Raw genomic sequence first — 13,794 nt, forward strand, 5'->3', positions numbered from 1 at the left:
CCTTGCAATAATTTTGATTAACACTCTTTATGGAGTGTTTTTTATTTTAATAAAGAAATTGAACTTACCCCCAGTAACTTTATAAGGAATTGATAATTGTTCTAATTTACTGATTGTTTCATCATTAGGAAATTGTCTTAATCCTTGTTTTTCTCCAGAAATAAACACTAATTTTGGTCGTAAATAAGTCAATCAAGGCAAAGTGGAACTAGTTTTACTACCGTGATGTCCGGCCAACAAATAATCAATGGTTTTATTTTGAATACAGGCACGAAAATTAATATCATTTAAGAGTTTAATTTCACCTTCTGTTTCTAAATCATTCATAATCAAGAAGTTTTTGTGATGGAAATTTAATAAATAGACCAAACTATTATTATTTTCATTTTTACTTTGACTATCAAGATTAAAAAGATTAATCCGTACATCCTTGACTTGATAAAATCTCAGAGCAGTCTCTCTTTTAATCACTTTTTTAATCAAAATCTTATCAGTCATCAATGCTTCAATCTGGTTATAGTGATCTTCGTGGTAATGAGAAATGAAGATTTCATCAATTCGACGAATTCCTCAATATTGACAATAATTTTTTAAAATACTCTTGCTATGACCCGGACCCGATCCAGCATCAAACAAGGTGATGTGGTTTTTTTGTTTTAAGATTACAGTTTGACCATTACCAACATTCAAAATTTCGATTCCAGGTTGAAAATAAAGAAATTTTGCACTAAAAATAAAAACTAAACAAAGTAAAGTTGTTATCAACAATCCGCCTTTACACCACTTCGGAGTTGAAATCGTGAGAAACAACTTTAAAAATCCAAAATAAAGAAAATATCAATAGATCTTAACGTGACCTGTAGCATAAAACCAATTAATCTTTGCAAAACAGGTTAATTCACTAGTAACTAAATGATTTAAAAAATGATAAACAATATCAATTTTTGGAATTCAAAAAGTTAATCACGTTAAGATGTTTAAAAAACCCAATAAAGGTGCAAGTAGGACGCAAAAAACCTCATTTAAATAAAAGAAACGATAACCGATTAAACTATTAACTACACCAAAAGTTAGGTTACTAATTACAAAATTAAAAAGTAATTGTTTTCAAATTGATTGTGATGATGTGAAGCGAAAATAGATAATTACCATTACATAATATAAGAAAACATTACTTTGAATTAAACTATTATCTAAAGCAATTAAACAACTATAAACAATCACTCAAATACTGATTAAATTTGGTTTAATCTTTTTAATTCTTAATCAATTGTGAACCAGACTGGTTAATGCGACTCTAGTCAAAACGAAGGGAAAATTTAGGGTAAAACCAAAACATAAAAGTAATCCATCAACAACTAATCCTGTTTTGTATTTCACGTGGACTTTCCCCTTAGCTTTTTGAATCAGTTTAGTTAAAGTTCAACTGAGAAAAAATCATGGTAAACCACCAAAGTTTAATAAATAAGTAATGCCCAATTGGTTCGTTCTTTGAATCAGTTCAATACTAGACTGATGATTATTTAAAAGAAAAACTTGTTCAAAATCACTGTGAAAAAATCGTTTATAAAAAAGATTTATTTTGAATAATCACCCGTTATTAGTAGAAATAACCCGGTCTGGTCGTACTTCTTGATTAACTCCCTTTTGGTGTAAATAATTTTGAAAGTTGAATTCAAAATAATTACTTTGTTTTGATAAAGGAAGTGCTTGACCAGTAATTAAGAGTTTTTGGTGTAAATAAAATTGGTGGTCTGGGAGTAAAGATAAAGAACAATAGTATTTAATTCCATGATGATCAAGAAGTAGATAGTTATCTTTAATTGTTTGGACAATAAATTTAGTTTGTATTAAAGTTGGTGGAGTTTTAACCAATCAACTCACCACACAACGAATCAAAAACGAAATTAGTAACAACAAACTCACAATCATTGGTGAAAATTTTACTTTTCAATCAACTAAAGTGAAAAGTAGTAGAACTCCAATTCCTGGAATCAAAATTCAAGGTACCTTTAAAGAGATTAAGGCAATTAAGCCACTAAAAAGAAAATAAATCACAAAATAATCTTGAGGCTTTAAGAGAGTTTTAGTCACACCACTTCCCCCTCTATTTCTAAAAACCCTTGCTCTAAATAAAGATAAAAGTTGTACTGACTTTTTTGAAAATGATGCTTAAAATCACTAGTTTGTTGTGGTTTAAAATTAATCACTTTAGGATAAAGAATCATTTGGTTTTGATACGATGTCAAGTTTAGTAGTTTTAATTGGTACGTTGATTTATTAACCAAATAAGTAGTGGTTAAAAACCCTAAACAAATGGTGAAGAAAATTAATAAAAAAGAAAAACTAAGTTGTTTTTTCATGATTAACCTCCTAAAGAGATTAAGAAGAAAACTTAGTTTTTTCTCATTTTTAATTCAGCAATTTTTGCAGCAATATTTTCTGCTTGCAATTGGTATTCTTGATACTTGCTTTGTTCTAATGCCACCTTTTCTTGGGAAGCTTTCTTTATAAAATTAGGGTTAGTAAGAATTTTTTCACTTCGAGCTAATTCTAATCTTAATTGTTCTTGTTGAACTAAAAGATCATTTAACTCCTGTTCATAATCAAAAAAAGTTGTTGCATCTAATTCAATAAAGAAGTTTTTGATTCTTAAAGAAGTGATTTCTTGTTGAGCAAAGTTCAAAGTTTGATTAATTTCAAAATTAACCATTCGTTTCAAATAAGCATTAATTTCTCCTAAGTTCTCGAATAATAATCCTTCTTGATCTGAAGTTAATTTTGTTAATTTTCCAGTTAAAGCTAAATCTTTTTTAAGTTGTTTTTCTGCTCTAAAGTCTCTGACTCCTTCAATCAAGGCAATTAATAAGTCTAAATAACTATTTTTTCCAACATATTCTTCAATGGTTAGTCGTTCTTCAAGAATTGATTTTTTTAATCCCAAGTGTTGGTAAATTTCTTCACTAACAAAAGGAATAAAAGGGTGCAACAAAACCAAGATTTCTTTTAAAACATACACCAAAACCTGTTTTGTTGGCGCATTGTTGTGTTCAAGTTCAACTTTTGAAAGTTCAATAAACCACGAACAATAGTCATCCCACACAAACGTTAATAGTTCGCGTCCACTTAAAGCAAATTCATAATCATTCAATTGGTCGATAACCCTTGCTTTTAATTGCTGCAATTTGCTAAGAATTCATTGGTCAGTTTTGGTTAAATCTTGTTGAATTAAAGTTTTGAAATCATCAACAAAAACAAAATCTTTGTCGATGTTCATTAAAACAAAGCGCGAAGCGTTTCAAAGCTTATTGATAAAATTTCAAGCACTACGGATTTTTTCTTCGCTATATTTAATATCTTGGCCAGGAGTAGAGTTAGTCAACAAAAAGAAGCGCAACGCATCAGCACCATACTGGTCAATAACATCCATTGGATCAATCCCGTTTCCTAATGATTTGGACATTTTCTTACCAGTTTCATCCCGAATTAAACCGTGAATTAAAACATCGTTAAATGGTTTTTCTTCTACTAAAGCAAGAGATTGAAAAACCATTCGTGCTACTCAAAAGAAAATAATGTCATAACCAGTTACTAATGTACTGGTGGGGAAAAAAGCTTTAAAGTAGGGATTTTGTGTCGTTTGTTCTGGATTTCAGTTCAAAGTTGCCAAGGGTCATAATCCTGATGAAAACCAGGTATCTAAGACATCAGGATCTTGAGTGTAGTTATTGATGTCATCAGGAGGATTGACACCAACATAAACTTCTTTAGTTTGATTATGATACCAAACTGGAATTTGGTGACCCCACCACAACTGACGAGAAATCGTTCAATCATGAACGTTTTCCATCCATTTATTTAAGACTTCCATAAAGCGTGGAGGGAAAAATTTTACCGCTTCATCACTGGCTTGCAAATCCAAAACCATTGCTGATAAAGGTTTCATTCGCACAAACCATTGTTTAGAAAGATAAGGTTCAACCACTGCTTGACTGCGCTCAGAAAAGCCTACTTGGTGAGTAATATCTTCAACCTTAACTAGATTATCAGCTTTATTTAAGTTATCAACGATTTTTTTTCGAGCAGAAATGGGATCCAAACCTTCATAAGTTGATCCACCTTTCTTGTTGATTAAACCTTTAGTAGTTAAACATTTAGGCATTTTTAAATGATGACGTTGACCAATAACAAAATCATTTGGGTCATGAGCAGGAGTAACTTTCATTGCCCCAGTACCAAAATCCATCGCCACATACTCATCAGCAATAATTGGAATTGTTTCTTGATTTATTGGGTTAATCACCATTTGTCCTACTAATGTTTGATAACGAGAATCAAGGGGATTAACAACAACTGCTTGATCAGCAAACATTGTTTCAGGACGGGTAGTAGCAACTTCAATGTACTGGTTAGGTTCATTTTTTAAACGATACTTAAAGTAATACATCTTCCCTGCAACTTCTTGATAAACTACTTCAACATTAGAGATTGCAGTTTCTTGAACAGGATCCCAGTTCACAATTTGTTCACCTTGATAAATTAAGTCTTGATGATACATCTGAACAAAAACTCAACGAACCAAATCATTAACTTGTGGATCTAAAGTGAACTTTTCTTGACTATAATCCAATCCCAAACCAAGTTTTTTTCACTGCGAACGAATTACTTGAGCATAGTCTTCTTTTCATAACCAAGTTTTTTTTAAAAACGCTTCTCGACCTAACTCGAATCGATTAACTCCAGTTTCTTTTAACTTGGCTTCAACTTTGGTTTGAGTAGCAATTCCAGCATGATCCATTCCTGGTAGATAAAGTGTTTCATAACCAATTAACTTTTTAAACCGAATCAAAGCATCTTGTAAACTACCATCTCATGCATGGCCCAAATGCAATTTTCCAGTTACATTTGGGGGTGGTAAAACTAAAGAAAATTTTGGTTTTTGACTATTTGGGTCAGCTTTGAAATAGTTGTTCTTCATCCAAAAATCATATTTTGAACTCTCGATACTCTCTGGGTGATATTTTTTTTCTAAAACCAGATTTTCTTTCATTTCTTACTCCTTAAAATCAACGCCTAATAAGTTAATTCTACAATAAAACCTCAAATTATTTAATCAATCTTATGGTGATAATCTGAGACTATCAAAACTGAAATATTTTTTTTGCTATAATCATTTCCAGAAAAGTTTAAAGGAGCAGTTTGTGAAACACCGCCATATTCTTGAAGAACTAGAAAAAGTCAATTCTACCAACAAAGACCAGATCAAAAGTGAAAAAGATATCTCCAATGACTTTGCCAAACTAACAATTATTCACAATTCTTTTTTCTGATTCAACATGATTTCATTAATTATTATTACTTGTCTAACAGTCGCTGAAGTTCCCTTATTAATTCTAAATCGTGACAAAATCTGAATTAACTTAATCGTAGCTTCTTTAGTGATGATTTGATCATTTACCCTCTATTTAATTTTTTCTAGTCAAGGAATTAGTGGATTTGAATATAATGATATTTATTATAATAGTGGTCGTAATGTTAAACGCAATCATGAAGTAAGGTACTTAAACTACAAGTTGGTCGTTATTTCACTTTCAATTTGTGTGTTTGATTTCTTACTCTTCTATGGAGCGGCCATCGATATGATTACTGGTGGAGATCACGTTGTTAAATATGAACGCGGAATTCCGATTTTTGCAGCCTTATCAATCACTATGCCTGCAATGATTATTCCTTTGGTAGTGCAATTTATTAACCGCTACATTACCTATGACCACCAAATGGAAAGTTTTAATAAGTGGTTAGAAATGAATGGGATTTCAAAACTAAATTATATTAGCAAGATTAATTATGAGGATGAAAATTTCACTTGAAAGGAAGTTGCAATTCAACTAGAACTAAATGCTAATGATTTGATTTTAGATACTTCTTCTGAAAATAAGTCTAAAGAACAGATTGATCTTTACAATCAGGTTAAAATTAAAATTATTAAAGAGATGATTGTTCAATTTAATAATAATATGGATAAGAAGTATCAACTTTATAAAACTATTAATGTTTATCATAATAAACATGGTCGAATGAGTTATAAAAAAACGCTGCGAAATAGTGCCATCATTTCTAAGGTTAAACGTTTAGATCGCAAAAATGAGATTATGGCTTTATTATTATTACCTTACTTTAATAAAACTATTTAATTAAAAACCTTGATAAAGTGAATTTTATCAAGGTTTTTCTTTTCTCTTCGCCCATCGTTCATATGAGAGAACGTTTGGTTTTATTTTGAGTGCTATAATTATAACCAATACAAGAAAGAGGTTAATAATTATGAATAAACAAGTATTAGTAATTGGTGCTAATGGTCATTTAGGTCAAATGGTCGTTCAAGATTTATTGCAAAACAATGCTAAAGTTGTTACTTTAACCAGAAAACCGTTTAAAGTAACTAACACCACTGATATCGTTGGCGATCCAAAAAACTATGATGATGTCAAAAAAGCTGCTACAGAGGTTGATGCAATCATTTCTACAGTAGGAGCAGGAAGTATTGATGAATTAATCGCTATTGCTACCAATGTTGCTAAAGTAGCTGCTGAAATTAAAGTTCCACTGATTTGATCAGCAGGAGCAGGAACTTTGATTCAAAAAGATGGCACTCGTTTAATTGATCAACCACAAAGTAATTTCCCTGCTCCACTTGCAGCAGCAATCTTTGGTCATGCTAAAGTCAAAGATTTGTTTCCTACCATTGATGAGTTAAACTATGTTTTTGTTTCTCCTGCCTTTACTTTAGATTTAGAGCGACCAGAACATTCCTTTAAATTAGAAGTGACTGATCAAGTGTTATACAATAAGGATGACGAATCAATCATCGGTTATTTAACCCAAGCTAAAATTCTGGTTTATTTAGTTGACCATTACCAAGATTATTTAAACAAACAAATCACTAGTGTTGAAACTGACTAGTCATCAAAAAAGAAGGAATGAATAATTCCTTCTTTTTTAGTTTTGAACATCAAAGGCGATGTTAGCAGTAAATCCATAAAAAACAGTACTGATGTTTGCATAGTCTTTAATTTTTAAGTAGAAATTGTTATTTTCAAAATCAATATAAACATCAACTTGATTTCGAATTGCATTAGCTTGTTGTGGGGTCAAATTATTTTGCGCAATAATTGCTGCTTTAATTTCACTCTCACTAGCACTATTATAAATCCCTTCTAATTTAGTTGTAGTAATTGTTGTCGCAAGATTACTTCGTTCATAATAATTAATCGTAATGTGGTTTTGTTCTGGATGCTCTCTATCATAAACTTTTAATTGTTCTGCTGAGTCATCAATCTCAAAATCAATTTTTAGATTCTGAATTTCTAGGGAATTAACGTGTCATAAATCTTTGAGAATTTTGTCTTTATTATCTGCTTGATACCCATCAAGAAATAAAATTGGTTGTCACAACACACTGATGAAACTTCCACTATATTTTTGATTAGTTGCAGTTGCGGCAATAGTTAAAGTATTTGAAGTTTTTTGGACATCTAAAGCTGTTCAGTCAACTTTTAGATTAGTTTGACTAGTTTTGAATTGACTGATTGTTTTAACATTATCATTATCAACATTGTAAGCAAAACCATTCAATCCTAAATCATTGACATTTTTTCGCACAATAATAGTTAAACTATCTCCACAATAAAATTCACTATCAGTTTTAGGAGTTAAAGTTAAAGTAAAGTCGTTTTGGTAGTTATAATCAGTAATTTCAAGTTGATTTTCATCAAAAATAAAATTGTTATTTAAAGCGCTTAATTGGTCTAAAACATCAGTTTTAGTAGCATTCTTAGTAGTAGTAAAATCAGTAATACTAATTAAACTTTGTAAAGTTTTTCTTGGAAAAGGGCGATAACCAATTTCTATCGCTCCTCAATATTTTTTTGAATCAGCAATTGGGGTAATTCTAAATACGTTATGATCATAATCAAGATCAATATTTAAAACAGTAAAATCAAGTTCAGTGGTAATTTTTGACTTGATGACATCAATTGTTTTTTGGGAGAGATCAAAGTTAGCTTCATCAGCATTAACTATTGGAAAAAAATTAGCTGTATTCAGATTATCACGAAGATTAATTTTTATATCATCTCCACCTCATTCATTACTAGTTTCTAAGACCGAAATTAGCACAGTTCTATGGTCTAGAAATTTAAAAGTAGCATTTTTAATAAACGTCACTTGATCGATTTTGTTTATATTCAAAATTTTTCTAATGATTAAGTCGTCTTGATCATTTATTCCAACAACAATCTGTTTAATACTAAATAAAGTCGATAAATTAGGTTTGTTGACTATCGTCTCGCTTTTGGTATTATCACAAGCAAGGACTGTTGTAGTTGTAGTTGTACTTAAACCCAGCAACGCCAATAAACAAATAAATTGTTTCATTATGAAACTCCTTTTTAATAATTTTTATTTTATCACTTTATTTTAGTAAGTTATAATTAAGTGATAAAGAAATTAATCTCACTGATAGTATCGACAAAAAAACCACTAAATTCCTAGTGGTTTAATCTTTTTATTTAAAAACTAATTTTAGTCGCATCTAATGCTCATAATGGCTGCGGTTCAATTGGGGAGAAGAAAACTTTGATTGGTGTTAATTTAATTTTTCCACTCAAGATACCAACATAATACTCGTCATGTTGATCCATTCTTTGTTGCAATTTTTCATGTTTAACCTTAAATTCTTGTTCTAACTTAGTTTTTATTTTCTTGTTATAACCATTCTTTTTATGTTCTAAAGCATAAAGTTGTTTAGCTTGAGAACGATCAAGAAGTTTCTTTGCTGTATCACGAGGTGATTGACCAAGACTCATCGTGTCAAACATATATTTCTTTTCAACCTTTTGAATTGCTTTACTTCTTATCGTCGCAATCTTTGTTTCTTGCTGCTCGTATTTGGTTTCCAATTTAGCTAGTTTTTTTGGTTGGTGGTGGTTAGTAGCTCTAAGAATTGCTTGTTCATACCAACGATCTAAATGGTTTAAATTTACCTGATAGGCCATATTAACTTCATTTAAGGCTGCTTGTTGAAGTGAGGGAGAAACAAAATTGTCGGGAACATCATTAATTTCATACTTCTTAATTGTTTTTTTGGTTAAGTTACTTAATAAAATGAAAGTAACAATAACAGCAGGAATTTCTGAAAGACCGTTAAACAAGAAAATTGTCCAGTCTTGAGTACCATCATGAGAAAGTTTCTTAGCAATTACCCACCCAATGATAATAAAACCAATACCAAATAGTAGCGAACGAAAGACTGCGATGAGAATTGCGTTTAAAGCATGACCAGTTCCTTGAAATAAAGATAAGGCACTATAAGTCATTGCTGCAAAGACAATTCCAGAAATATAAGCAAGAAACCATCAATTTAATTCTTTTGGACCATCAAAAGCCTCCATCATCGGTTTTCCTGCTCCAACAATCACGATTAAACAAAAGATTCCCCAGGCAATATTAATTAAAAGGTGGAGTCTTCAAATTTGCACCATTCGGTAACGTTTCTGCGCTCCTTTACAATAAGAATAGTTTGCATTAGCTCCCTCCATCATTCCAATGATCGGAGCATATAAAATATTTAGTCACGGAAAGACCGAACTCATAACCCTCAGGGTTGGAGAGATATAAGTAGTGTCAGTTCTTGTTGAAGTGAAAAAGTTAACCACAATCGCATCATGGACCTGGGCTCCTGGATGCGCAACTGTAATTAAAAGGGTTGTCACAAAATTAGAAGCAGCAAAAATAAAGTTAGCTAAAAAGGGAGAAAAACCATTAATTCAAATTAACCGGGCATCAGTTCATTTAAATTTGATCTGTTTTAAATTAATTTTTAACAAGGTATTTTTTGAAAAAGCAATCACTATTAAAATCGCTACAATACTAAATCCTCAAGCAAAAAATGATCCATAAACTGCAGCTTGCATCTTTTCTGATGCTGGAGCAATATCCATAAACAACTCACCAAACAGAATGTTTAAACAAATCGCTACAATGTTAATTCCAATCACTCACCAAACTTTTCCTTCAGTTCTTAAAAGGGTTGAAAGGAAAATTGACAACGCCAACATCGGAAAACCTCAAATAAACATTTGTGTATAACTATTTGATAACAAAAAGATTAAAGAAGAATCTTTGCCACCATAACTCATATTTGCTTGGGAAGTAATAATATAGGGAGCCACGAAGTGGAGGACTAAAATACCAACCCCCCCCATCACAAAGGCTTGAAGTAAACCATTAATCAAAATCCCATCCATTCGGGCTTTGTCTCTCCGCCCCATTGCTTGTCCCCAGTTAATTGCTGTTCCTACAGCAGGAAGCAAGGCTAAAGCAGATAACAAGGTAATGATGGTATTTGAATACTGGGTTGAAACATTAATTAGTTGTTTGGCAAAATCAATTCCATCTTGACTTCAATTATCAGAACTTCCAACAACAACAGGAATTCCTTCAGAAAGTGGATTATTTAGGTGTAAAATTCCGGTGATATAAGGAAACATATCTTGATCAGAATGTTTATACATTGTCAAAACACTATCAATTGCAAAGTTAAGTGCTAATTGCTTATCAATAATCCCGTACAACGAGTTCACCAACTGGATAATTACCATTGGTCCAGCCATGAACATCAATGCCTTAAAAGGAGTGGCATAACGCATGATTCATTCTCGTTTTGTAAAAAGATTCGCACTCTGAGAAAAATCTTTATCAGTATCAATTGCAGTAATTTTATTAGTTACAGTTGCTGTCAAATTTTTCCCCTTTTTATCACAAAAATACTTGAAAGAATTATAACGATTTTTTTAAGAAAAACCAAGAAAAAAGACCAAGAGAAAGTTCCTAGTCTTTTTTATTTTTTTTCATTTGATCGCGTTTCTTTTCGTTGTCTTGTTTAACCATTCCACTGACAAGCGCGCGGTTTCTTTCTCACGGGTTCAAGGCGTAGTGATATCCAAAGAAAACCACTCCATCAGTTATCAAAATTAGTAGTGGTGAAGCAAGAGCAAAAGCAATTGAGACAAAGATAATTCAGCAGTTATGAACACTTCAATCGTGGGTTGGTAGCAAACTAAATACTTCATTATTTAATCCAGGAATAAAGATAATTAACAAATCCAGTCCCAGAGCAATTGCTGAAAACAATAATAAAGGTTTATTTCATTCGTATTTCAGTTTGCGATATGATTTTCAGTTTGATAAACGAATAATGTGAGCAATGATTGTTGGAGCAAAGGTAGCAACAATAAACATTGCCGTGCGCCCATAAACTAAAATCTGAGTTTTTGTAGTGCTATTACTAATGAAATTAGAATCCTTAATCGCTTGTTGTCAATTATCAAACGAATGACTCATTCCGTCTTTGAAAGCATCAGCAGGAAGGTTTGTATATAAATCACTTGGTGTGACAATCATTCCTACATAAAAAGCAGCAATCATCACTCCTCCCTGAATAATTCCAATCTTTAAAATTGGGAATAATAAACCCTTTAGTAAACCACTATTATTATTCTTAATTGGTGGTAGACCCATGAGCGAATTATCATTTGGACCCATTCCCATTGAAATTGCTAACAATGATTCCACCACTAAGTTAATTCACAAAATATCAGTGGCTTCTAAAGGTGAATTATGATTAATTAACGAAACAATGAGAATTCCTAAAACATTAGCAATGTTAACCCCTAACAAGAAGACAATCGTTCTTCTAATCTTTTGTCAGACGTTTCTACCTTCGTTAACCCCTTTCATCATGGTAGCAAAGTTGTCATCACTCAAGATTACATCTGAAGCTTGTTTAGCTACATCAGTACCAGTAATTCCCATCGCTACTCCAATATCAGCAATACTTAAACTCGGAGCATCATTAACTCCATCCCCAGTCATTGAAGTGATGTTATTTTTAGCTTGCAACGCTTGAACAATTCTAACCTTATGTTCAGGATTTACCCGAGCAAAAACATTGATCGTATCGACTACTCGATTTAACTGCTCATCATCAAGACTTTGTAAAGTTTTACTTGTCATCACTTCATAATCACTATAAGCAATTCCCAATTCACGAGCAATTGCCAACGCAGTTATCTGATGATCACCAGTAATCATTACTACTCTAATCCCAGCCTGATGTGCTGTTTTCACTGCTTGAACAGCCGAATCACGAACAGGATCAATCATTCCTACAGCGCCTATAAAGATTAAATTTTCTTCATAAGCACCTGGTTTTTGATCTAATCCATAAGCAAAACCAAGGACTCTTAAAGCTTGATCAGAAAGTTCTTCACTTAATTTTAAAATTGCCTCTTTATCTTTAGAAGATAAAGTTAACACTTTGTTTTTAACTTGAATACGTGTACATCTTTTTAATAATTCATCAATCGCTCCTTTAACAGCGACTAATTGGTGATCACCATCTTTATTAATCGTTGTCATCAACTTTCTTTTACTATCAAAAGGAATTTCATCCAAACGTTTAAACTTCTTGCGGTATTTAATTTCATCAACTTTCATCAACTCCGCAAAATCAATTAAAGCTAACTCGGTTGGATCACCAACCCGATCATCACCTTGAGTAATTGCATCATTTGGCAAGACTAACAACTTCTTAAAAATATCTTTCTCATGGTTATCAGGAGTTTTTAAATATTCAGCAGCAGCAATAATCTCACTATTGATAATTACTTTTTGTACTGTCATCCTATTTTGGGTTAGGGTTCCGGTTTTATCTGTACAAATAACATTAACTGAACCAAGGGTTTCAACACTAGCAAGTTTTTTAACAATCACGTTTTCTTCAGCCAGACGTTTAGTTGAAAATGATAAGGTAATTGAAACAACAGCGCTCAAGGATTCGGGAATTACTCCAATTGCTAAAGTAATTGCAACCATTAAATAGCTTGACCAAGAAGTTTTTTCACCACTTAAATACAAACCAATAAAAATAATAATTCCAATCAAAACAGCAGCAATAGAAATTCAATAACTGAACTTTGTTAATTTCTTTTCTAGGGGAGTTTGACTAACTTTATTATCATTAATAGTTTGAGCAATTTTCCCAATTTCAGTATCCAAACCTGTCTTAATAACTACACCAACACCCCGACCACTAACTGCAAAGGTATTCATAAAACAAATATTGGTTTGATCAGCCAAGATATCAGTTTTTTTAATTGCTTTGGCGTGTTTATCAACAGGAAATGATTCACCAGTTAAAATCGCTTCATCAACAGTGAAATCACTACTTTCAATAACCCGTAGTTCTGCAGGGATATATCTTCCTGCTTCAATTACAACAACATCTCCAACCACAAGTTGGGTAGCATCAATTTCAAAAGTTTTGTTATTACGGATAACAATTGCTTGGGGACGAGAAAGTGACTTTAAGCTATCAACTGACTTCCTTGCTTTGACTGTTTGGACAGTTTCTAAAATCGCATCAATGACCACAATCAAAATAATGACAATAAAATCAATAAAATCGCCAATTTCTAAGGGGATATCTCAATTCCCGATTTTGGGAGCAATGACTGAAATTATCGCAGCAATCATTAAAATAATTTGCAAAGGTTCAACCAAGGCTAACAAAAAAGTGATATATCAAGGTCGGGTTTTTCCTTCAGGAATTTGGTTTTTTCCGTTTTTTTCTAACCTAAGACTAGCTTCTTCTTGACTTAGACCAGTTTCAAAATTTGTATCAACCACAGTTGCTACTTCTTGAGTGGTTAGGGTTTCTCAATCAGGTTTCAT

8 protein-coding genes are annotated in these 13,794 nt (G+C 32.0%); 2 read left to right on the forward strand and 6 right to left on the reverse strand.

Going from position 1 to position 13,794, the window contains the following annotated elements; genetic code table 4:
* Positions 1 to 27: 27 nt before the first annotated feature.
* From LD125_RS01655 to LD125_RS01665, 3 genes are read right to left on the reverse strand one after another with little or no spacing between them, the layout of a single operon-like run.
* Positions 28 to 2,094 (reverse strand): ComEC/Rec2 family competence protein, encoded by a 2,067-nt coding sequence (locus tag LD125_RS01655; protein ID WP_250137417.1) that lies wholly within the window; start codon positions 2,092 to 2,094, stop codon positions 28 to 30.
* Positions 2,076 to 2,363 (reverse strand): hypothetical protein, encoded by a 288-nt coding sequence (locus tag LD125_RS01660; RefSeq protein ID WP_250136786.1) that lies wholly within the window; start codon positions 2,361 to 2,363, stop codon positions 2,076 to 2,078. The genes LD125_RS01655 and LD125_RS01660 overlap by 19 nt, the downstream gene beginning before the upstream one ends.
* Positions 2,364 to 2,395: 32 nt before the next feature.
* Complete coding sequence (locus LD125_RS01665; protein ID WP_250137416.1) at positions 2,396 to 5,050, reverse strand: valine--tRNA ligase; 2,655 nt, start codon at positions 5,048 to 5,050, stop codon at positions 2,396 to 2,398.
* Positions 5,051 to 5,201: 151 nt separating this feature from the next.
* On the opposite strand from LD125_RS01665, the gene LD125_RS01670 reads away from it, so the two are divergent.
* A complete protein-coding gene (locus LD125_RS01670; protein WP_250137415.1) occupies positions 5,202 to 6,194 on the forward strand; it encodes a hypothetical protein in 993 nt (330 codons plus the stop codon).
* A 130-nt stretch (positions 6,195 to 6,324) separates the two neighbouring features.
* Positions 6,325 to 6,963 (forward strand): NAD(P)-dependent oxidoreductase, encoded by a 639-nt coding sequence (locus tag LD125_RS01675; protein WP_250137414.1) that lies wholly within the window; start codon positions 6,325 to 6,327, stop codon positions 6,961 to 6,963.
* 36 nt (positions 6,964 to 6,999) lie between these two features.
* Here LD125_RS01675 and LD125_RS01680 read toward each other — a convergent pair whose 3' ends face one another.
* The 3 genes from LD125_RS01680 to LD125_RS03910 form a co-directional block, all read right to left on the reverse strand.
* On the reverse strand, positions 7,000 to 8,436 hold the full coding sequence (locus LD125_RS01680; RefSeq protein WP_250137413.1) for a hypothetical protein: 1,437 nt from the start codon (positions 8,434 to 8,436) through the stop codon (positions 7,000 to 7,002).
* Between the two features lie 134 nt (positions 8,437 to 8,570).
* Positions 8,571 to 10,802, reverse strand: coding sequence for an MATE family efflux transporter (locus tag LD125_RS01685; protein WP_250137412.1), 2,232 nt, complete (start codon positions 10,800 to 10,802; stop codon positions 8,571 to 8,573).
* A gap of 88 nt (positions 10,803 to 10,890) precedes the next feature.
* Positions 10,891 to 13,794 carry a cation-translocating P-type ATPase gene (locus LD125_RS03910; RefSeq protein WP_250137411.1) on the reverse strand — a complete coding sequence of 968 codons (2,904 nt, stop codon included), beginning with the start codon at positions 13,792 to 13,794 and terminating at the stop codon, positions 10,891 to 10,893.

This window comes from Mesoplasma sp. JKS002658, assembly GCF_023566355.1.
GTDB classification, from domain to species: Bacteria; Bacillota_I; Bacilli_A; order Mycoplasmatales; family Mycoplasmataceae; genus Edwardiiplasma; species Edwardiiplasma whartonense.